Source organism: Streptomyces sp. NBC_00252 (assembly GCF_036187565.1).
In the GTDB taxonomy this organism is placed as follows: domain Bacteria; phylum Actinomycetota; class Actinomycetes; order Streptomycetales; family Streptomycetaceae; genus Streptomyces.
On sequence record NZ_CP108087.1, the window covers coordinates 2,045,559 to 2,067,032 of the forward strand.

Below are 21,474 nucleotides of genomic sequence, written 5' to 3' on the forward strand. Positions count from 1 at the left end.
GGGTCCGTTGTGGCTGGTCGCGCAGTTCCCAACGCCCCTGGAAGACAGGGGCGTTGGACAGTGCCCTTTCTCGGAGAGTGCCCGAAGTTCCGCGTGCGTGGCCCCGTCACCTGACGGCGGGGCCTACCGGCCGGGCGGCCCCCACCCGCACTGGGGGTCGCCCGGCGCTCGTGTTGTGAACCCCTCTTCATGAGAGGACCTCCCGTGCGAAGAACTCGCATTCTCACGGCCGTACTCGCTCTGGCCGCCGGGCTGTTGGTGGGTGGTGGTCCGTCCGCCCTTGCCGCGAACGCGAACGCGGACCCGAACCCGAAACCGGCGAAGGTGACCGTCGCGGCCGACACGTACACATGGCACAACGCCCGGATCGACGGTGGCGGGTTCGTGCCCGGCATCGTGTTCAACCGGAAGGAGAAGAACCTCGCATACGCCCGCACCGACATCGGCGGTGCCTATCGCTGGCAGGAGTCGACGAAGACGTGGACGCCGTTGCTCGACTCGGTCGGATGGGACGAGTGGGGGCACACCGGGGTGGTGAGTCTGGCGTCGGACCCGGTCGCTCCGGACAAGGTGTACGCGGCGGTCGGGACGTACACGAACAGCTGGGATCCGACGAACGGGGCGGTGCTCAGATCGGCCGACCGGGGCGGGAGTTGGCAGAAGACCGACCTGCCGTTCAAGCTCGGCGGGAACATGCCGGGGCGCGGTATGGGTGAGCGGCTGGCCGTCGATCCCAACAAGGACAGCGTGCTGTATCTCGGGGCGCCGAGCGGGAAGGGGTTGTGGCGGTCCACGGACTCCGGGGTCACCTGGTCGCAGGTGACGAACTTCCCCGACGTCGGCACCTACGTCCAGGATCCGACCGACACGAGCGGCTACGCCAACGACAACCAGGGCATCGTGTGGGTCACCTTCGACGAGTCGACGGGCACGGCCGGCACCGCGACCAGAACGATCTACGTGGGTGTCGCCGACCAGGCCAACGCCGTCTACCGGTCGACGGACGCGGGCGCGACCTGGAGCCGGGTGGCCGGGCAGCCCACGGGATATCTGGCGCACAAGGGTGTACTGGATGCGGTCAACGGCTATCTGTACATCGCATACAGCGACAAGGGCGGTCCGTACGACGGCGGCAGGGGGCAGCTGTGGCGGTACGCGACCGCGACCGGCACGTGGACGGACATCAGCCCGGTCGCGGAGGCCGACACCTATTACGGCTTCAGCGGGCTGACCGTCGACCGGCAGCATCCCGGGACCGTGATGGCGACGGCGTCCAGCTCGTGGTGGCCCGACACGCAGATCTTCCGTTCCACGGACAGCGGCGGCACCTGGACGAAGGCGTGGGACTACACGTCGTATCCCAACCGTGCGAACCGCTACACCATGGACGTGTCGTCCTCGCCCTGGCTGACCTTCGGCGCGAACCCGTCGCCGCCCGAACAGGCCCCCAAACTGGGGTGGATGACGGAGTCACTGGAGATCGACCCGTTCGACTCGAACCGGATGATGTACGGGACGGGCGCGACGCTCTACGGCACGGAGAACCTGACGAACTGGGACAGCGGCGGCCAGTTCACCGTGAAGCCGATGGTGCGGGGGCTGGAGGAGACCTCCGTCAACGACCTCGCCGCTCCCCCGTCCGGCGGGGCCCAACTCCTCAGCGCCCTGGGCGACATCGGCGGGTTCCGGCACACGGATCTGACCAAGGTCCCCTCGATGATGTTCACTTCGCCGAACTTCACGACGACCACGAGCCTCGACTTCGCGGAGAGCAACCCCAACACCGTGGTGCGCGTGGGCAATGCGGACTCGGGGGCGCACATCGCGTTCTCGACGGACAACGGCGCCAACTGGTTCGCGGGGACGGACCCTTCGGGCGTGAGCGGCGGCGGGACCGTGGCGGCGGCGTCCGACGGGAGCCGGTTCGTGTGGAGTCCTGCGGGCGCCGGTGTGCAGTACACGACGGGCTTCGGCTCGTCCTGGTCGGCGTCGAACGGCATTCCGGCGGGCGCGATCGTCGAGTCGGACCGGGCCGACCCGAAGACCTTCTACGGCTTCAAGTCCGGCAATTTCTACGTCAGTTCGGACGGCGGCGCGACCTTCACCGCGTCTGCGGCAGCGGGCCTGCCCGCCGGTGACAGCGTGCGCTTCAAGGCGCTGCCCGGCACGAAGGGCGACGTGTGGCTCGCGGGCGGCGCGAGCGACGGCGCGTACGGGCTGTGGCACTCCACGGACTCCGGCGCCACCTTCACCAGGCTCGCGAACGTCGACCAGGCCGACACCATCGGCTTCGGCAAGGCGGCGACCGGCGCCTCGTACCAGACGCTCTTCACCAGCGCGAAGATCGGCGGCGTCCGCGGCATCTTCCGCTCGACCGACAAGGGCGCGACCTGGACCCGCATCAACGACCCTGTGCACCAATGGGGTTGGACGGGCGCGGCCATCACCGGCGACCCGAGGATCTACGGCCGCGTGTACATCTCGACGAACGGCCGAGGAATCATCTACGGCGACTCCTCCGACGCCGGCGACGGAGGCACCGGGGGCGGCGGAGACGGCGGCACCCCGACCCCCACGGGCGCCTGCACGGTGACGTACCGCATCACGAACCAATGGACAGGCGGCTTCCAGGCGGACGTCCAGATCACGAACACCGGCTCAACCCCCTGGAACGGATGGTCACTTGGCTGGTCCTTCACGGACGGCCAGCAGATCAGCCAACTGTGGAACGCCGACTACACCCAGTCGGGCGCGACGGTCACAGCAAAGAACGTGACCTGGAACGCCACGGTGGCAGCGGGGAGTTCGGCGGGCTTCGGGTTCACGGGGAGCTGGACGGGGGTGAACACGAAGCCGGGGGCGTTCAAGGTGGGCGATCAGAGTTGCGCGGTCGTCTGAAGCAGCGGCGTGGCGGGTGCGTACCGGATTGATGTGCACCCACCACGCCGTCCACAGATGCCTACGGATCAGGCGTCGACGATCTCCTTGATCCGCTTCAGTTTCTCCTCTGGCGTCAGCGCAGACAGATCGCCTCCGGCAAGCCCGTCCAGGATGCTCTGGACATTGTTCTTAGAGGGTTCAAGGACCGCATCGAGAACCCGAGCCCTCGTGCTGTTGTCGCGAACGTAGATCCAGATGTCCTGCCACTGCCGTGGTTCGACGTTGCAGCGGGCGTCTAGCACCTCACGGGGGAAGTACCCCAGGTTCTGCTGAGCCAGACTCTCCGAGATCTCTTCGAGGATCCATTTCCCGAGCTTGCGGTAGCCGAGTTCCTCCCGAAGGGCTCCGAGAGTCGTGCGGGTGAGTCCCCCTGAGACTTCGGCATCGGCATAGGCCTGCGACAACGGACCGGACATAATCCCCCCTGCGGCATTACATTCACTGATGTTGTACATCATATTCGACACGCAGGAATACTTCATAGATTTGGCCCGAACAAAATCTGTGCCGACCCGTCACGCCGCTGGCTCGCAAGGAGAGTTGGGCGCGCGCCGGGTGCGGCACACGCTCTCCTCCTCGCTTACGGCGTGTACACCGTCGGCCGGGGCGCCGTCGCCATCCCGTCTCCGATGTAGAAGCTCGGGTGGGGTGGCTGGTTGTACGCGGTGTTTTGCCAGGCCAGGGCCGTGCGGTACTGGGTGTCGTGGAGCAGGGTCGTGATTCTGGTGGGTGTCTCGTACGGGGTCGAGTAGATCCGTAGGGCCGTGTTGGCCGTGGTGGGCCAGACGGCCTCTTCGCGCCAGTCGCCGAGGATGTCGCCGGAGAGGGTCGGGGTCGCCTTGGTGCTGTTGTTGGAGTGGACGCCGGACGCGGTCAGGAGGCGGGTGTCGGCGGTGGTGCCGTACTTGTCGATGTGGGTGGCGTCGAGGAGTTCGCGTACCGGGTCGCCGTCCCACCAGGAGAGGAAGTTGGTGCTGGAGGGCTTGCGGGTCGACACCACCGTGCCCATCGGGTTGCGGACGCCGCTCTCCGACGCCGACCACGACTCGGCGCCCGCGCTGCCCGCCCAGATGTCGCCGGAGACACCGCGGCCGTTGTCGCCGTTGGCCGGTGTCGACCAGATGACCGCGCCGGTCTTCGCGTCGGCCATCCATGACGACGGTTTCGACGCGTCCTCGTCGACCTTGAACTCCTCCAGGCCCGGGCGGGACGGGTCCAGGTCGCCCACATGCATCGCGTCGCCGTGGCCGTTCTTCGTGGTCCACAGGCCGGAGCCGTTGTCGTCGACGGCCATCGAGCCGTAGACGATCTCGTCCTTGCCGTCCCCGTCGACGTCCGCCACCGCCAACTGGTGGTTCCCCTGGGCGTCGTAGCCCTTGCCGGTGTTGGTGGAGGAGTCGGTGTCGAAGGTCCAGCGGCGGGTGAAGGCGCCGTTGCGCCAGTCCCAGGCGGCGATCACGGTGCGGGTGTAGTAGCCGCGCGCCATGATCAGGGAGGGGCGGGAACCGTCCAAGTAGGCGGTGCCGGCGAGGAATCGGTCGACACGGTTGCCGTACGAGTCGCCCCAGGAGGAGACCGTGCCGCGGGCCGGGACGTAGTCGACGGTGCTCATCGCCTTGCCGGTCCAGCCGTTGAACATGGTCAGGTACTCGGGGCCGGACAGGACGTAGCCGCTCGAATTGCGGTAGTCCGCCGCCGAGTTGCCGATGACCGTGCCCGCTCCGTCGACCGTGCCGTCGGCGGTCTTCATGGCGACCTCGGCCTTGCCGTCGCCGTCGTAGTCGTACACCTGGAACTGGGTGTAGTGCGCGCCGGAGCGGATGTTGCGGCCCAGGTCGATGCGCCACAGCCGGGTGCCGTCCAGGGTGATCCCGTCGAGGATCGTGTCGCCGGTGTAGCCGGACTGGGAGTTGTCCTTGGCGTTCGTGGGCTGCCACTTGAGGACGAAGTCGAGGCGGCCGTCGCCGTCGAGGTCGCCCACGGAGGCGTCGTTGGCCTCGTAGGTGTAGGCGACGCCGTCGGGGGTCGTGCCCCCGGCGGGCGGGCTGATCGGCACGTCCAGGTAGCCGGTGCGGAACTGGAGCGCGTGGACGGAGTCGGCCTGTTCCACACCGCCGACGACCGCGCGGACCGTGTAGTCGGCCTGGGCGGGGGCGCCGGCGTGGAAATAGTTCGTGGAGCCGGTGATCGGGGCCGAGTTGACCTTCGTACCGGCGCGGTAGACGTTGAAGGAGACGTTGTCGGGGTCGGTTCCGAGCCAGCGCCAGCTGACCAGGTTGCCGCTGTCCGTGTGGACGCTGACGACGCCCCGGTCGAGGGCTTCGACCTGGCGGGCGGTGGCGGCCTCGGCGGGTGTGCCGGTGGTGAGGGTGGTGAGTCCGGCGGCGATCAGGGCCGCGACCGTGGTCAGGGCGGAGAGTACGGCCCTTCTTCCACGGACGTGTCGGTGCGGGTGTGCGTGCGGGTGCGGGTGGCTCACGTGGCGTACCTCCTGAGAGGACGGACGGGTTGCGTCCCCTCAGTCGCCGCCGTCGGTGAGCAAGTTGCCGTACCTTTCGGCCAGTTGGGCCACCGTGCGGGCGATCCGGTCGCGCAGCTCGGGCGGTGCCAGGACCTCGATCTCCGTGCCCAGCCGCAGGAACTCGCCGTGCGCGTGCTCGACCGACTCGATCGGCACCGACATCAGCGTCCAACCGTCCGACTCTGGGCGGCCGTTGACGGGCACCGCCCTGGCCAGGGTCGCCCCGGGTGCCAGCCGGACCACGGCCTCGCCCCGGTACAGGCGGTCGTGGAAGTCCCGTTGGTGAGCCGTCCAGTACGCGGCCAGGTCGAAGTCCTCCGGGCGGACGAACTCCTCAACGGTGTCGGCGGCGCCGGTGGAGGTGGGGTCGGCGATGGTGGGGTCGGCGGTGGTGAGTTCGAGGATCTGGTCGACCCGGAAGGTACGCGGCCCCGGTCCGGCGACGACATACCAGCGGCCCGCCTTCAGCACGAGCCCGTACGGCTCCAACCGGCGCCGCACGTCGGTCGGTTCGCGCCAGCGCCGGTACATGGCATACAGCACACGGTTGTTCCATACGGCGTCGGCGACTGTATGCAGGAACGGTGTCTGGTCGGCATCCGCGTACCACCCCGGCGCGTCCAGATGGAACCGCCCGCTGATCCGGTCGACGTGCTCGCGCAGTTCGGCGGGCAGCGCCGCCCGCACCTTCAGCTGGGCGGCGGCGAGCACCGGGCCGAGGCCCAGCTCGGCGGCCGGCCCCGGCGCGCCCGCGAGGAACAGGGCCTCGGCCTCGTCCGTGGTGAGGCCGGTGAGGCGGGTGCGGTAGCCGTCGAGGAGGCGGTAGCCCCCGGCGTGCCCCGCGTCGCCGTAGAGCGGGACGCCCGCCGCGCCCAGTGCCTCGACGTCCCGGTAGACCGTGCGGACGGAGACCTCCAGGGCCTCGGCGAGCTGGGCGGCGGTCATCCGGCCGCGGGTCTGGAGCAGCAGGAGGATCGAGACGAGTCGGCTGGACTTCACTGACACAGGATGTCAGTGAAGCGGTCTTAGCGTCCCGCCCATGCCCTTCACGGAGAAACTGCTGACCGTGCCACCGCCGATCGAGGTGGCCGGGCGGTACATCAAGCGCTACCACGTCACCGCCGACCCGGCCGGGATCGCACCCGAGGTGCAGGAGGCCGCGTACGCGATCCTGCCGGAACTGCTGCCGGCGCCGCGCCCCGGCGACGGACCTTCGGGGGACGGCACTCCCCCGGCGACGTTCGTCGTGCTGCACCGGGGCGGTGACGACGGCGCCTATCTGAACGCGTACAGCTGGGTGTGGGACAACGTCCTGCACTTCCGGGGCGCGTCGGCGGGCCAGCCGGTGCTCGGGTGCCCCGACCGCGACCCCACGCACTTCATCCGGCCGGACCTGCCGTGGATCGGCTGCGTCTGGGAGCTGCCGCCGATCCTGCACGAACGGGACGCCTGGGTACGGCACTTGCTCGCGCCCGAAGTCCCCGACCTGGACGCCTACTTGGCCGACTCCCTGCCCGCCGGAACCACCGGAGACCGTTCATGAGCAGCCCGCACGACTTCGACTTCCTCCACGGCGACTGGACGGTCGCGAACCGTCGGCTCACCGACTTCCTCCAACCCGCCGGCGGCTGGGTGGAGTTCGAGGGCACGAGCCGTTGCTTCCCTTTCTTCGACGGCGCCGCGAACGTCGACGAGATCGACATGCCGTACCTGGGCTCGAAGGGCCTGACCCTGCGGCTCTTCGACCGGGAGACCGCACAGTGGTCCCTGAACTGGTCGTCGAGCGGCACCGGAAAGCTGTTCCCGCCGGTGACCGGGCACTTCACAGGCGGCCGGGGCGAGTTCTACGGCGACGACACGCACGACGGCAAGGACGTGCGGGTGCGGTTCGTGTGGTCGGGGGTCTCCGTGAGCGGCGCGCGCTGGGAGCAGGCGTTCTCGGTGGACGACGGGGCGAGCTGGGTGACCAACTGGACGATGGACTTCACCCGTCCGTCTGCTTCCTGAAGGCCAGGACCGTGAACTCCGGGTCCGGGCGCGGCCGTTCCTGGTCCGGCAACGACTCCAGCCGGGCGGCGAACCGTTCGGTGAGCGGTTCGCCGGGCGGGAGCATCGTGAACCAGCCGCGCCGGAGATCCGCGACGGTGCTGCGGGGGCTGCGGCCCTGGCCGTGGCCCCGGAAGCGGGCGGTGCCGGCGAGGTGGAGGCCGTGCTCGGCGGCGTAGGTGCGGACGTGGTCGGGGCGGTCCTGGGCCGGGCGGCGCGGGCGGGGTGCGAGGAGATCGTCGATGTCGCTGCCGACGTCGTGGGCGGCGGCCTTGTCGACCGTGGTGACGTACACACCGCCGGGGCGGAGGACCCGCGCGCACTCCGCGATGATCGCCCTGACGTCCGCCGGACCCTCCGCCAGATGCAGCAGCCACACGGTCGTCACCGCGTCGAACACCTCGTCGGGGAAAGGGAGTTGGCGGCTGTCCGCGAGGAGGATCGCGCCGGGTAATCGTGCCGCCGCCGTGCGGGTCATGGCGGGGGCGGCGTCAAGGCCCGTCACCTGCAGGCCGGGGCGGGCCGCAGCCAGGCGGCGGGTGACGATGCCCGTGCCGCAGGCCACGTCCAAGAGGCGTCCGGCGTTGCGCGGGACCAGGCCGAGTACGGCCTCCGCGGCCGCGGCGGCGCGGGGCTCACCGCCGCGGGTCTCGTCGTAGGCGTCGGCTTCCTTGTCGTAGTCGAGCACGCCTCTCCTTCCTGGCCTTCGCTGTCGTGGTCGGGCCCGCCGGTCAGCTCGCGCCGTGTCCCGGAGCCAAGTCCTCGACTCTGCGGGCGAGTTGGAAGTCCAGCTCGGTGATCGCGCCGCCCACGCTGTGGGTGTTCACCGTGAGGGAGACGGTGTTGTAGCCGAGGGTGAGGTCGGAGTGGTGGTCCAGTTCCTCCTGGACCTGGGCGATGTGGACGACCATCGCGGTGGCCGCGAAGTGCGAGGCGAGGCGGTAGGTGCGGGTGAGGCGGTCGGTGTCGACGGACCAGCCCGGGAGGTCCGCGAGGCGGCCCTCGATCTCCTTCTGCGACAGCGGTGCGACGGGCATGGCCGCACTCCTTCCTCAAGCTGGGGCTTCGGGTGGGTCTGCACTTCAGCGTGGCACAGGCGGCGCGTCCCGGGCGGGCTCGCTTCCCTGGTCGGACGGGTGCCCGGAGGTCAGCCCGGTACGCACTCCGCGGCGAGGTCGTCGGCGAGGGCGGCGATCGTGGCGCGGCCCTCGACACCCCGCACCCAGGTGTGCGGGAGGCCGTGGTCGCCGTAGCGGGTGCCGAGGAGGTTGCCGCAGATGGAGCCGGTGGAGTCGCTGTCGCCCGAGTGGTTGACGGCGAGGAGCAGCGCGGCCTTGACGTCGCTCGCCGCGAGCGCGCTGTAGACGCCGATCGCGAGGGCCTCCTCGGCGACCCAGCCCGCGCCGAGGGACTCGACCTTCTCGGCGGTGGGCGAGCCCTCCGCGGCCAGGTCGAGCGCCACGCGCAGGGCGGTCGACGTCTCCTGGTGGCCGGGGTGGCGCTCCAGGAGTCGTAGCGCGCGCAGGGTCGCGCCTTCCAGGGACTCCCCCGCGACGAGGTGCGCGACGATGGCGGCGAGGGCGCCCGCCGCGTAGTAGCCGGTGGGGTGGCCGTGGGTGATCTGGGCGCCGCGGGCCGCCATGGCGAAGGCGCCGTCGGGGGTGTTGAGCAGGCCGAAGGGGGCCGAGCGCATCACCGTGCCGCAGCCCTTGGAGTCGGGGTTGACGGGGCCGGGGCTGCCGTCGACGGGGGTCCACGGGTCGGGCGCGTACTTCTGGGCCACCCCGGACAGGCAGGCGTTTCCGGGGGCGCGGCGGTCGTAGAGCCAGGGCTCGGCGAGCAGGCCGGTCGTGGCGCTGTCGGCCGGTGCGGGCCGGGACTGGGTCTCCAGCCACCGCTCGTAGGCCTCCCGCAGGAGGATGGACCAGGCGCCGCCGATGCCCTTCTCCCGTTCGCGCGCGTGGGCCGTGATGAGGGCCTCGACGGTGAACAGGGTCATCTGGGTGTCGTCGCTGATCAGGCCTACGGCGCCGGGGCCGCCGGGCGGGTAGCCCGTCACCCCGCGCGGTCCGTGGGTCGCGCGGATGCGGTCCAGGGAGGTGAACTCGATCGGGTAGCCGAGGGCGTCGCCGACCGCGCCGCCGAGGAGGCAGCCGCGGACTCTGGACCGGTACATCGCGGTGGCCTCCCCGCCGGAGTCCCTCCTGGCCTGCTCGTACGGGTTCCTCGCCTCGTTCACCTGCGCGCTCCTTCGACTACCGTCATGCGTATGACCATTGTCTCGACCGGCACCGACAGCGCTGCCGCCACCCCGGCCGGCCAGGGCGTCGGCCCGTTGCTGCGTGCCTGGCGGGAGCGGCGGCGGGTCAGTCAGCTGGAGCTGGCGCTGCGGGCCGACTCCTCGGCGCGGCACATCAGCTTCGTCGAGACGGGGCGGTCCCGGCCGAGCGAGGAGATGGTGCTGCGCCTCGCCGAGCACCTGGACGTGCCGGTGCGGGAGCGCAACTCCCTGCTGCTGGCGGCCGGTTACGCCCCGCGCTATCCGGAGACCCCGTTGGACGACCCGGCGTTGGGCGCGTTGCGCGAGGGTCTGGAGCGGCTGATCCAGGGCTACGAGCCGTATCCGGCGCTGGTGGTCGACGCCACGTACACCGTGGTCGCGGCGAACCGGGGCATCACGATGCTTCTGGACGGCGTACCGGAGTCGCTCCTCCAACCGCCGCTCAACGCGATGCGGTTGACGCTGCACCCCGAGGGCATAGCGCCGCGCATCCGCAATCTGGGTGAATGGCGCGGGCATCTCCTCACGCAGATGGAGCGGCAGATCGCCCTGCACCGGTCCGAGCCGCTGCGGGCGCTGTACGAGGAGGTCGCCGCGTACCCGGCGCCCGAGGCGGTCGACGACGGAGAGCAACCGGCCGACTCCGTACCGTACTTCGCGCTGCCGATGCGGATCGAGCACGACGGTCGGGTGCTGTCGTTCGTCTCCTCGATCTCCACGTTCAACACCCCGATGGACGTGACGGTCTCGGAGCTGGCGATCGAGACGTTCCTGCCGGCCGATCCGGCGACCGCCAAGTACCTGCACTCGTTGGGGGGCTGACGAATGATCACCTCCGAACCGCTGAGAGAGTGGCCGGAACATGGCACACTGCCCCCAGACTTCGGCGCGTATGGGGAGGCGTGGCTGTGAGTGAACGACGGCCTGCGCCCACCGTGGGCCAAGTGGTGCTGGGCAGAAGGCTGCAGGAGTTGCGTGAGGCGGCCGGCATCAAGCGCGAGGAGGCCGCGCAGGTCCTGCGGGTGGCTCCGGCGACCGTACGGCGGATGGAGATGGCCGAGGTCGCGCTCAAAGTGCCGTACGTCCAGGTCCTGTTGACCACGTACGGGGTCGCCGAGGAGGAGGCGGACGCGTTCGTCGCGCTCACCGAGGAGGCGAACCAGCCAGGTTGGTGGCAGCGGTTCCACGACGTGCTGCCCGAGTGGTTCAGCCTGTACGTGAGTCTGGAGGGCGCGGCCGGGCTGATCCGTTCGTACGAACCGCACTTCGTGCCGGGCCTGTTGCAGACCGAGGAGTACGCGCGCGCCGTCCTGGAGGCCGGGACGATCGGGCAGACCGGGCCGGAGACGATCGAGCGGCACGTGTCCCTGCGGATGGCCCGGCAGGGGCTGTTGGAACGGGACAGTCCGCCGCACCTGTGGGTCATCATGGACGAGACCGTGCTGCGGCGGCCGGTGAGCATCCGCGGTGAGGTCATGCGCGAACAGCTCGACAAACTCCTGGAGTTCGCGGAGCGGGACCGGGTCACGCTCCAGGTCGCGGAGTTCGACAACGGCCCGCACCCGGGGACGTACGCGCCCTTCTCGCTGTTCCGTTTCACCGAACCGGAGCTGCCCGACATGGTGTTCACGGAGTACCTGACCGGCGCCCTGTACCTGGACTCCCGCACGGAGGTCTCCACGCATCTGGAGGTCCTCGACCACATGACGGCGCACGCCGCGTCCGCACAGCGCACCAAGAAGATCCTGCGGGACTACCGCGAGACCTTCTGAGCACGTCCCGGGCACCTTCAGGCGAACTCCCGAGGAGACGAGACCGCATGACCGGATCCGACGCCGCGCACACCCGGATCGACACCAGCAGACCGCATCCGGCGCGGGTGTACGACTGGTGGCTCGGCGGCAAGGACAACTACCCGGTGGACGAGGAGCTGGCCCGCCGGATCCTCGCGGCGGACGACACGGCGGTGCGCGGGGCGCGGGCCAACCGCCGGTTCATGCACCGGGCGACCCGGACCGCGGCCGAGGCCGGGATCCGCCAGTTCCTCGACATCGGCACCGGCATACCCACCGAGCCGAACCTCCACCAGGTGGCGCAGGGCGTCGCCCCGGACGCGAGGGTCGTGTACGCGGACAACGACCCGATCGTGCTGCGGCACGCGGAGGCGCTGCTGCGCGGTTCGGCCGAGGGCGGCACGGAGTACGTGCACGCCGATGTCCGTGACCCCGACACGATCCTGCGGCTGGCCGGCGAGACCCTCGACTTCACCCAGCCGGTCGCGCTGTCGCTGGTCGCGCTCACCCACTACCTGGGCGCGGAGCCCGACGGCGACGACGTGTACGGCCTGATCGAGCGGTACGTCGACGTGCTCGCCCCGGGCAGCTATCTGGTGATGTCGCAGGTCACCCCCGACCTCAGCCCCGCCGCGATCGCGAAGGCCGCCGAGCACTTCCGGCGCGGCGGCACCCCCTTCTACCCGCGCACGCTGGCCGAGTTCTCCCGCTTCTTCGACGGTCTGGACCTGCTCGGCCCAGGGGTCATCGCGGTCTACGGCTGGCGCCCGGCACCGGAGGACGTGACGGCCCAGGCGGAGGGCATCGTCCCGGTCTACGGCGCGGTCGCCCGCAAACCCTGACCCGTACGGGCGCTGTGAACAGGTGCGCTCCCCCGCCCCGCCCTAGGTTCGACACCACGGGCGAGCAAGGGAGCGCAGGTGACGGACACGCGGACACCGCCCACCGAGCCGGGAGCGGCGCTGCTGCGGGCCGGACGGTTCTTCCGCCCGGGCACGGCGGCGGCCGATCTGCACAGCATCGGGCTGGCGGGCGGCCGGGAGGCGGACGCCTTCTACCGGGACCGGTGGAGCCACGACAAGGTCGTGAACTCCACCCACGGCGTGAACTGCACGGGTTCGTGCCGGTGGAAGGTGTATGTCAAGGACGGCATCATCACCTGGGAGACCCAGCAGACGGACTACCCGTCGGTGGGCCCGGACCGCCCCGAGTACGAGCCCCGCGGCTGCCCGCGCGGCGCCGCGTTCTCCTGGTACACGTACTCCCCCACCCGCGTGCGCTACCCGTACGTCCGGGGCGTCCTGCTGGAGATGTACCGGGAGGCGAAAAGCCGTGTCCAGGATCCCGTCGACGCCTGGGCCGACATCCAGAACGACCCCGAACGCCGCCGCCGCTACCAGCAGGCCCGCGGCAAGGGCGGTCTGGTCAGGGCGAGTTGGGACGAGGCGGTCGAGATCGTCGCCGCCGCGCACGTCCACACCATCAAGACCTACGGCCCCGACCGCATCGCCGGTTTCTCCCCCATCCCGGCCATGTCGATGGTGTCGCACGCGGCGGGCGCCCGCTTCCACTCCCTCATCGGCGCCCCGATGCTGTCGTTCTACGACTGGTACGCGGACCTCCCCGTCGCCTCCCCGCAGGTCTTCGGCGACCAGACGGACGTGCCGGAGTCGGGCGACTGGTGGGACGCCGCGTATCTGATGATGTGGGGCTCCAACGTCCCGGTGACCCGCACCCCGGACGCGCACTGGATGGCGGAGGCCCGCTATCGCGGCCAGAAGGTCGTGGTGGTCGCCCCCGACTACGCGGACAACGCCAAGTTCGCCGACGAGTGGCTGCACCCGCACCCCGGCACGGACGGCGCGCTGGCCCTCGCGATGGGGCACGTCATCCTGAAGGAGTTCTTCGTCGACCGCGAGACCCCCTTCTTCGCGGACTACGTACGGCAGTTCACCGACCTCCCCTTCCTGGTGACCCTCACCGAACGCGACGGCGCGTACGTCCCGGGCAAGTTCCTGCGCGCCGCCGACCTCGGCCAGTCGGACGAGGGCTCCGACTGGAAGACGGTCGTCCTCGACACGGAGACCGGCCGCGCGGTCGTCCCGAACGGCTCCCTCGGCTTCCGCTGGACCGAGTCCGGCAAGGGCAGCTGGAACCTCGAACTCGGCCAGATCAAGCCGCAGTTGAGCCTCTACGGCAGCAAGGTCTCGGCCGCTGTGGAGGTGCTCCTCCCGCGATTCGACACCGAGGGCGGGCCCCACGGCCAGGGACGCGGCGAGGTCCTCAGCCGAGGCGTGCCCGCGACCCGGCTCGGCGGCCCCGACGGCCCGCTCGTGACCACTGTCCACGATCTCCTGCTGGCACAGTACGGCGTCTTCCGGCACGGCCTGCCGGGCAGCTGGCCCGCCTCCTACGACGACGCGCGCACCCCGGGCACCCCCGCCTGGCAGGAGGCGCACACCTCCGTCCCGGCCGCCAAGTGCGTGAAGATCGCGCGGGAGTTCGCGCGCACGGCGGAGCGGTCCAAGGGCCGCTGCATGATCCTGATGGGCGCCGGCACCAACCACTGGTTCCACTCGGAGACGATCTACCGCGCCTTCCTCGCTCTCCTCCAGCTCACCGGCTGCCAGGGCCGCAACGGCGGCGGCTGGGCGCACTACGTCGGCCAGGAGAAGTGCCGCCCCTCCACCGGCTGGGCCACCCTCGCCGCCGCCTCCGACTGGTCCCGCCCGCCCCGCCAGATGATCGGCACCGCGTACTGGTTCCTCAACACCGACCAGTGGCGCTACGACCGCTTCGCCGCCGACGTCCTCGCCTCACCGCTGGGCGAGGGCCGGTTCACGGGGATGACGGGCGCCGACTGCCTGGCCCTGTCGGCGCGCACGGGGTGGATGCCGTCGTATCCGACGTTCGACCGCAACCCTCTCGAACTCGGGGAGGCGTTCGGTGACCCGGTCGCCAACACGGTCGCCCAACTTCGTTCCGGTGAGCTGAAGTTCGCGTGCGAGGACCCGGACGCGCCGGAGAACTGGCCGCGTGTGCTGACCCTGTGGCGGGCCAATCTGCTGGGCTCGTCGGCGAAGGGCGCCGAGTACTTCACCAAGCATCTCCTGGGCACACACTCGTCGTTGCGGGCCGAGGAGGCGCCGGAGGACGTCCGGCCGCGGGACGTGACCTGGCGCGAGGAGGCGCCGGAGGGGAAGGTCGACCTGCTGCTGTCGCTGGACTTCCGGCAGACGTCGTCGACGCTGCTGTCGGACGTGGTGCTGCCCGCCGCGACCTGGTACGAGAAGCACGACCTGTCCAGCACGGACATGCACCCCTACGTCCACTCGTTCACCCCGGCCGTGGATCCGCCGTGGCAGGCGCGGACCGACTTCGACACGTTCAAGGCGCTGGCCGAGCGGCTGAGCGAGCTGGCCGTGGACCATCTCGGGGTCCGCAAGGATCTGGTGGCCACCCCGCTCCAGCACGACACCCCGGGCGAGGTCGCCCAGCCGGGCGGGGTCGTCCTGGACTGGCGGCGCGGGGAGTGCGAGCCGATCCCGGGGAAGACGATGCCCACGCTCACGGTCGTGGAGCGCGACTACACGGCGATCGGCGCGAAGTTCGCCGCGCTCGGCCCGCTGGTGGAACAACTCGGTTTGCCCGCCAAGGGCATCGCCCTGAAGCCGGACCAAGAGGTCCAGCAGCTGCGGGAGTTGAACGGCGTCGGCTACCAGGGCCGCCCCTCCCTCGACACGGCGGTGAAGGCCGCCAACACCATCCTCGCCCTCTCCGGCACCACCAACGGCCGTCTCTCCACGCAGGGATTCCGCACCCTGGAGGAGCGCACCGGACAGCCGATGGCGCACCTGGCCGCCGAGCACGAGGGCAAGCGGGTCACGTACGCCGACACCCAGGCGGCGCCGGTCCCGGTGATCACCTCGCCGGAGTGGTCGGGCAGCGAGTCCGGCGGGCGGCGCTACACGGCGTTCACGCAGAACCTCGAGCAGCTCAAGCCGTGGCACACGCTCACCGGGCGCCAGCACTTCTTCCTGGACCACGACTGGATCCACGAACTGGGCGAGGCGCTGCCGGTGTACCGGCCGCCGCTCGACATGCACCGGCTGTTCGGCGAACCGGTCCTCGGGCCCGACGGGCAACGGGAGGTGACGGTCCGTTACCTCACTCCGCACAACAAGTGGTCCATCCACTCCGAGTACCAGGACAACCTGTTCATGCTGGCGCTGTCCCGGGGCGGTCAGAACATCTGGATGTCGCCGCAGGACGCGGAGGCGATCGGCGTCGTCGACAACGACTGGATCGAAGCGGTCAACCGCAACGGCGTGGTCGTGGCCCGCGCGGTCGTCTCGCACCGGATGCCGCCCGGCACGGTCTACATGCACCACGCGCAGGAGCGCACGGTCAACGTCCCCGTCACGGAGACCACCGGCAGGCGCGGCGGCATCCACAACTCGCTCACCCGGCTCATCCTCAAACCGTCCCATCTCATCGGCGGCTACGCCCAGTTGAGCTGGGCCTTCAACTACCTGGGCCCGACGGGCAACCAGCGTGACGAGGTGACGGTCATCCGCCGCCGCAGCCAGGAGGTCGAGTACTGATGCGTCCGATGGCCCAGATCGCCATGGTCATGAACCTCGACAAGTGCATCGGCTGCCATACGTGTTCGGTCACCTGCAAGCAGGCGTGGACCAACCGGCGTGGCATGGAGTACGTGTGGTTCAACAACGTCGAGACCCGCCCCGGGCAGGGCTATCCGCGCCGCTACGAGGACCAGGAACGCTGGCGCGGCGGCTGGGAGCTGAACCGGCGCGGCGCCCTCAAGCTGAAGGCGGGCGGCCGGTTCAGGAAGCTCGCGGGGATCTTCTCCAACCCCGAGCTCCCGGAGATCAAGGACTACTACGAGCCCTGGACCTACGACTACAAGAACCTCACCGACGCCCCGCTCGGCGACGACTACCCGGTCGCGCAGCCGATCTCGCAGCTCGACGGCAAGCCGATGAAGATCGAGTGGTCGGCGAACTGGGACGACAACCTCGCGGGCGCCCCGGCCTACGGCGACTTCGACCCGATGGTCGAGCGGACCCGCCAACAGGCCTCGGACAAGGTGAAGTTCGAGTTCGAGCAGGCCTTCATGTTCTATCTGCCACGCATCTGCGAGCACTGCCTCAACCCGGCGTGTGTGGCGTCCTGTCCGTCCGGCGCGATGTACAAGCGGGCCGAGGACGGCATCGTCCTGGTCGACCAGGACCGCTGCCGGGGCTGGCGGATGTGCGTGACGGGATGCCCGTACAAGAAGGTGTACTTCAACCACCGCACCGGCAAGGCCGAGAAGTGCACGCTCTGCTATCCGCGCCTCGAAGTGGGCCTGCCCACCGTGTGTTCGGAGACCTGCGTGGGGCGGCTGCGGTATCTCGGGGTGATGCTGTACGACGCCGACAAGGTGACCGAGGCGGCCGAGGTACGGGACGAGAAGGCGCTGTACGAGGCCCAGTTGGGGGTGTTCCTCGACCCGCACGACCCCGAGGTGCAGCGGGCGTGCGAGGAGGCCGACATCCCGTACGACTGGATGGAGGCGGCCCGCCGCTCCCCCGTGCGGACGCTGATCAGCGAGTACCGGGTGGCGCTGCCCCTGCATCCCGAGTACCGCACGATGCCGATGGTCTGGTACATCCCGCCGCTGTCGCCGGTGGTCGACGCGCTGACGGAGACCGGGCACGACGGCGAGGACGCGGGCAATCTGTTCGGCGCGATCGACACGCTCCGCATCCCTCTGGAGTACCTCGCGGAGCTCTTCACCGCCGGTGATGTCGCCCCGGTCCGGGCCTCGTTGGAGAAGCTCGCCGCGATGCGCTCCCACATGCGGGCGATCAACCTCGGCGAGGAGCCCGACCCGGCGACCGCCGCCGCGATCGGGATGACGCCCGAGGAGATCGAGGCGATGTACCGGCTGCTGGCGATCGCCAAGTACGAGGACCGGTACGTGATTCCGACGGCGGCGGTCGGGGACGCGCGCCGGCTGGAGGAGTCCGCGCTGCCCGACGAGTGCAGCGTCGGCCACCACGACGAACCCGGTGCGGGCGGCGACGGGCCGTTCGGCCGGGACTCGGGGCGCAAGCTGCTGCCGATCGTGTCCGTGGAGAACTTCCACGCGCTGCGCGACCGGCAGACCGCGGACCACCCGGACCACGACACGAAGGATGCCTGATGCCCTCGGACGCTGTGCTGTACCAGGCGGCCGCGCTCTGCCTGACCTACCCCGACGACGACTTCCGCGCCCGGCTCCCCCTGCTGCGCGAAGCCGCCCCGCAACTACGGGAGTTCGTCGACCACGCGGCCCTCACCCCGCCCCAGGACCTGGCCGCGCACTACGTCCAGGTCTTCGACTTCAAGAACCGGCACAGCCTGTACCTGAGTTGGTGGCACGACGGCGACACCCGGCGGCGCGGCATGTCCCTGGTCCGCTTCAAGGACCTGTACCGGGCCCACGGGCTGGAGTTCACCGGCGAGGAGCTGCCCGACTTCCTCCCCGCGGTCCTGGAGTTCACATCCCGCACCGGCAACCTCGACCTCCTCTCCGAGTACCGCGCCGCCCTGGACCAACTCCGCTCCCGGCTGGCCGACTTCGGCACGCCGTACGCGACCGTCCTGGACGCCGTCTGCGCCACCCTGCCCCCCGCCCCCGCCGAGGCACGCCGATGAGCACCTTCCTGTGGGGCGCCCTGCCCTACCTTGCCCTGGTCCTCCTGGTCGCCGGCCTCTTCTGGCGCCACCGCTACGACAAGTTCGGCTGGACGACACGTTCCTCCCAGGTCTACGAGTCGAGACTCCTCAACATCGCCTCCCCGGCCTTCCATTACGGCATCCTCTTCGTCCTCGCGGGCCACCTGGTCGGCCTGTTCGTCCCGGAGTCCTGGACCCGCACGGCCGGCGTCAGCGAGCACACGTACCACCTGTTCTCCCTCTACGGCGGCACCGCGGCCGGCGTCCTCACGGTCACCGGCATCCTGCTCCTCCTCTACCGCCGCCGCACGAACGCACCCGTGTTCCGGGCGACCACCGTCAACGACAAGCTGATGTACGTCGTGCTGCTCGCGGCGATCGTGATGGGCATGGTGGCGAAGCTGACCCACGCCTCCGGGAACGGCTACAACTACCGGGATTCCATCGCCCCTTGGGCCCGGAGCCTCTTCACCCTCCAGCCGAAGACCGAGCTGATGACGGGTGTGCCGGTGCTGTACCAGGTCCACGCGGTGATCGGCATGGTGCTCATCGCCCTGGTGCCGTACACCCGCCTGGTCCACATGTTCAGCGCGCCGGTGCAGTACCTGTTCCGCCCGTACGTGATCTACCGCAGCCGCGACCCCAGGGAGCTGGGGCCGCGGCCGGAGCGGCGGGGGTGGGAGCGGACCGGGAGTTAGGCCGCGGGGCCCTTCGTGTCGCGTTCGTCGTCGACGATCTCCGCGTCGACGACGCCTTCCTCCTCCTGCTGGTGCGCGGGGTCGGGCTCGTCGGTGTCCTGCGCCTGTTCCGTGGGCGCCTGCTGGGCGGCCTGCGCGTACATCGCCTGGCCCATGCGCTGGCTGACGGTGGCGAGTTTCTCGACGGAGGCGCGCAACTCGGCGGTGTCGGCGGTGTGTTCCAGCAGGGACTTCACCTCCGCGGCCGCCGCCTCGACCTCGGTCCTGATGTCTCCCGGGACGCGTTCCTCGTTCTCCTGGATGAACTTCTCGGTCTGGTAGACGAGTTGCTCGGCCTGGTTGCGGGTCTCGGCGGCCTCGCGGCGCCTGCGGTCCTCGTCGGCGTACTGCTCGGCCTCCCGCATCATCCGGTCGATGTCGTCCTTGGCCAGCGCCGAGCCGCCGGTGACGGTCATCTTCTGCTCGCGGGCGGTGGCCAGGTCCTTCGCCGAGACGTGCATGATGCCGTTCGCATCGATGTCGAAGGCGACCTCGATCTGCGGGACCCCGCGCGGGGCGGGCGGCAGGCCCGTGAGGTCGAAGACGCCCAGCTTCTTGTTGTACGCGGCGAGCTCACGCTCGCCCTGATACACCTGGATGCCGACCGAGGGCTGGTTGTCGGTGGCGGTGGTGAAGATCTCCGAACGCCGGGTGGGAATGGTCGTGTTGCGCTCGATGAGCGTCGTCATGATGCCGCCCTTGGTCTCGATGCCCAGGGACAGCGGGGTGACGTCGAGCAGCAGGACGTCCTTCACGTCGCCGCGGATGACCCCGGCCTGGAGCGCCGCGCCGACCGCCACGACCTCGTCCGGGTTGACGCCCTTGTGCGGGTCCTTGCCGGTGAGTTCCTTGACGAGGTCGGTGACGGCGGGCATCCGGGTCGAGCCGCCGACGAGGATGACGTGGTCGACGGCGGACAGCTTGATGCCGGCGTCCTTGACCGCCTGGTGGAAGGGCGTCTTGCAGCGGTCCAGCAGATCGGCGGTGAGTTCCTGGAACCCGGCGCGGGTCAGCTTCTCGTCGAGGTGCAGCGGGCCGTCTGCGGAGGCGGTGATGTAGGGCAGGTTGATCGTCGTCTCGGAGGACGAGGACAGCTCGATCTTCGCCTTCTCCGCGCCCTCGCGCAGGCGTTGGAGCGCCATCTTGTCCTTGCCGAGGTCGACGCCGTACTGCCCTTTGAACTTCTTCACGAGGTGGTCGACGACCCGCTGGTCCCAGTCGTCGCCGCCGAGATGCGTGTCGCCGTTGGTCGCCTTGACCTCGATGACGCCGTCGCCGATCTCCAGCAGTGACACGTCGAAGGTGCCGCCGCCGAGGTCGAAGACCAGCACGGTCTGCTCCTCGCCCCGGTCCAGGCCGTAGGCGAGGGCGGCGGCGGTCGGTTCGTTGATGATCCGCAGCACCTTGAGGCCCGCGATCTCGCCGGCCTCCTTGGTGGCCTGGCGCTGGGAGTCGTCGAAGTAGGCGGGGACGGTGATCACGGCGTCGGTGACGTCCTCGCCGAGATAGGCCTCCGCGTCCCGCTTCAGTTTCTGCAGCACGCGCGCCGACAACTCCTGGGCGCGGTACCGCGTTCCGTCGATAGCACCCGTATCGGGGAACCGCCATGCGGTGTCTCCCATGTGGCGTTTCACCGAGCGCGCGGTGCGCTCGATGTTCGTCACGGCCTGCCGTTTGGCGACCTCGCCGACAAGCACCTCGCCGTTCTTCGCGAAGGCCACGACCGAGGGAGTGGTCCTCGCCCCCTCGGCGTTGGCCACCACCGTGGCCTCCCCGCCCTCCAGCACCGCGACCACCGAGTTCGTGGTCCCCAGATCGATTCCGACCGCACGTCCCATCGCCGTCCCCTTCCGCCAGGCGCTGCCCGATCTCCAGCACAAAACTTGAGTGCGGGAATGTCAATGCCGCACCCGTTTTTCCGGGCGCGGCATCGAGCGGGAGCGGTGGCGGGGGTCAGGCGGATTCCACCGTCAGCGTGATCGTCGTCCCGGCGAGCGCCTGGCTGACCGGGCAGTTCTTCTTGGCGTCCTCGGCGGCGGCCTTGAAGCCGTCCGCGTCCAGGCCGGGGACCTCGCCGCGGACGGTGAGGTGGATGCCGGTGATGCCCTCGCCGGGCTGGAAGGTGACGTCGGCCTTGGTCTCCAGGCGGGTGGGCGGGGTGCCCGCGCCGGCCAGGCCGTGCGAGAGCGCCATGGAGAAGCAGCTGGAGTGCGCGGCGGCGATCAGTTCCTCGGGGCTGGTCTTGCCGTTGGCCTGCTCGGCGCGCGACGCCCATGACACGGGCTGTACGCCGATGCCTGACGAGTCGAAGGTGACGTCTCCGCTGCCCTGGAGGAGGTTGCCTTCCCAGACGGTGTGTGCGGTGCGCGTGGTTGCCACGGTGATTCCTTTCGATGCGGATGTCGTTCGGGGCCCATCCGATCACATTCC

Annotated in this window: 18 protein-coding genes; 10 read left to right on the forward strand and 8 right to left on the reverse strand. The window is 70.0% G+C overall.

Annotated elements, in window-relative coordinates; genetic code table 11:
* Window positions 1-204: 204 nt before the first annotated feature.
* A complete protein-coding gene (locus OHT77_RS08875; protein ID WP_328827550.1) occupies window positions 205-2,898 on the forward strand; it encodes a cellulose binding domain-containing protein in 2,694 nt (897 codons plus the stop codon).
* A gap of 68 nt (window positions 2,899-2,966) precedes the next feature.
* Here OHT77_RS08875 and OHT77_RS08880 read toward each other — a convergent pair whose 3' ends face one another.
* The 3 genes from OHT77_RS08880 to OHT77_RS08890 all read right to left on the reverse strand — a co-directional run bounded on the left by OHT77_RS08880 (window position 2,967) and on the right by OHT77_RS08890 (window position 6,460).
* On the reverse strand, window positions 2,967-3,398 hold the full coding sequence (locus tag OHT77_RS08880) for a hypothetical protein (RefSeq protein WP_328834190.1): 432 nt from the start codon (window positions 3,396-3,398) through the stop codon (window positions 2,967-2,969).
* A gap of 122 nt (window positions 3,399-3,520) precedes the next feature.
* Entirely contained in the window at window positions 3,521-5,419 is a 1,899-nt protein-coding gene (locus tag OHT77_RS08885) for a rhamnogalacturonan lyase (protein WP_328827551.1), read from the reverse strand.
* A 39-nt stretch (window positions 5,420-5,458) separates the two neighbouring features.
* Entirely contained in the window at window positions 5,459-6,460 is a 1,002-nt protein-coding gene (locus OHT77_RS08890) for a helix-turn-helix transcriptional regulator (protein WP_328827552.1), read from the reverse strand.
* A 40-nt stretch (window positions 6,461-6,500) separates the two neighbouring features.
* Here OHT77_RS08890 and OHT77_RS08895 point away from each other — a divergent pair, with 40 nt between their 5' ends.
* Both OHT77_RS08895 and OHT77_RS08900 read left to right on the forward strand, forming a co-directional pair.
* Window positions 6,501-7,004, forward strand: coding sequence for a hypothetical protein (locus OHT77_RS08895; RefSeq protein WP_328827553.1), 504 nt, complete (start codon window positions 6,501-6,503; stop codon window positions 7,002-7,004).
* Complete coding sequence (locus OHT77_RS08900; protein WP_328827554.1) at window positions 7,001-7,468, forward strand: hypothetical protein; 468 nt, start codon at window positions 7,001-7,003, stop codon at window positions 7,466-7,468. Before OHT77_RS08895 ends, OHT77_RS08900 begins: the two co-directional genes overlap by 4 nt.
* Here the strand turns inward: OHT77_RS08900 and OHT77_RS08905 are convergent.
* The 3 genes from OHT77_RS08905 to OHT77_RS08915 form a co-directional block, all read right to left on the reverse strand.
* On the reverse strand, window positions 7,446-8,195 hold the full coding sequence (locus OHT77_RS08905) for a class I SAM-dependent methyltransferase (RefSeq protein ID WP_328827555.1): 750 nt from the start codon (window positions 8,193-8,195) through the stop codon (window positions 7,446-7,448). The two genes, OHT77_RS08900 and OHT77_RS08905, sit on opposite strands and share 23 nt — an antisense overlap.
* A gap of 43 nt (window positions 8,196-8,238) precedes the next feature.
* Window positions 8,239-8,544: a 4a-hydroxytetrahydrobiopterin dehydratase gene (locus OHT77_RS08910; protein ID WP_328827557.1), complete on the reverse strand. Its 306-nt coding sequence runs from the start codon at window positions 8,542-8,544 to the stop codon at window positions 8,239-8,241.
* Window positions 8,545-8,654: 110 nt separating this feature from the next.
* On the reverse strand, window positions 8,655-9,683 hold the full coding sequence (locus OHT77_RS08915; protein WP_328834191.1) for an ADP-ribosylglycohydrolase family protein: 1,029 nt from the start codon (window positions 9,681-9,683) through the stop codon (window positions 8,655-8,657).
* 93 nt (window positions 9,684-9,776) lie between these two features.
* Here OHT77_RS08915 and OHT77_RS08920 point away from each other — a divergent pair, with 93 nt between their 5' ends.
* The 7 genes from OHT77_RS08920 to narI all read left to right on the forward strand — a co-directional run bounded on the left by OHT77_RS08920 (window position 9,777) and on the right by narI (window position 19,005).
* Entirely contained in the window at window positions 9,777-10,610 is an 834-nt protein-coding gene (locus OHT77_RS08920) for a helix-turn-helix domain-containing protein (protein WP_328827559.1), read from the forward strand.
* 86 nt (window positions 10,611-10,696) lie between these two features.
* Complete coding sequence (locus OHT77_RS08925) at window positions 10,697-11,560, forward strand: helix-turn-helix domain-containing protein (protein WP_328827560.1); 864 nt, start codon at window positions 10,697-10,699, stop codon at window positions 11,558-11,560.
* A 47-nt stretch (window positions 11,561-11,607) separates the two neighbouring features.
* The gene (locus OHT77_RS08930) at window positions 11,608-12,423 is read left to right on the forward strand and encodes an SAM-dependent methyltransferase (protein WP_328827562.1); all 816 of its coding nucleotides are present in this window, start codon (window positions 11,608-11,610) and stop codon (window positions 12,421-12,423) included.
* Window positions 12,424-12,501: 78 nt separating this feature from the next.
* The gene (locus OHT77_RS08935; RefSeq protein WP_328827564.1) at window positions 12,502-16,185 is read left to right on the forward strand and encodes a nitrate reductase subunit alpha; all 3,684 of its coding nucleotides are present in this window, start codon (window positions 12,502-12,504) and stop codon (window positions 16,183-16,185) included.
* Complete coding sequence (narH, locus tag OHT77_RS08940; RefSeq protein WP_328827565.1) at window positions 16,185-17,792, forward strand: nitrate reductase subunit beta; 1,608 nt, start codon at window positions 16,185-16,187, stop codon at window positions 17,790-17,792. The genes OHT77_RS08935 and narH overlap by 1 nt, the downstream gene beginning before the upstream one ends.
* The gene (gene narJ, locus OHT77_RS08945; RefSeq protein WP_328827566.1) at window positions 17,792-18,286 is read left to right on the forward strand and encodes a nitrate reductase molybdenum cofactor assembly chaperone; all 495 of its coding nucleotides are present in this window, start codon (window positions 17,792-17,794) and stop codon (window positions 18,284-18,286) included. Before narH ends, narJ begins: the two co-directional genes overlap by 1 nt.
* Window positions 18,283-19,005, forward strand: a complete 723-nt coding sequence (gene narI, locus OHT77_RS08950; RefSeq protein WP_328827568.1) for a respiratory nitrate reductase subunit gamma — start codon at window positions 18,283-18,285, stop codon at window positions 19,003-19,005. Before narJ ends, narI begins: the two co-directional genes overlap by 4 nt.
* Here the strand turns inward: narI and dnaK are convergent.
* Together dnaK and OHT77_RS08960 are read right to left on the reverse strand one after the other, a co-directional pair.
* Window positions 19,002-20,882, reverse strand: coding sequence for a molecular chaperone DnaK (dnaK, locus tag OHT77_RS08955; RefSeq protein ID WP_328827569.1), 1,881 nt, complete (start codon window positions 20,880-20,882; stop codon window positions 19,002-19,004). The two genes, narI and dnaK, sit on opposite strands and share 4 nt — an antisense overlap.
* 115 nt (window positions 20,883-20,997) lie before the next feature.
* Window positions 20,998-21,423: an OsmC family protein gene (locus OHT77_RS08960; RefSeq protein WP_266774099.1), complete on the reverse strand. Its 426-nt coding sequence runs from the start codon at window positions 21,421-21,423 to the stop codon at window positions 20,998-21,000.
* Between the last annotated feature and the right edge of the window lie 51 nt (window positions 21,424-21,474).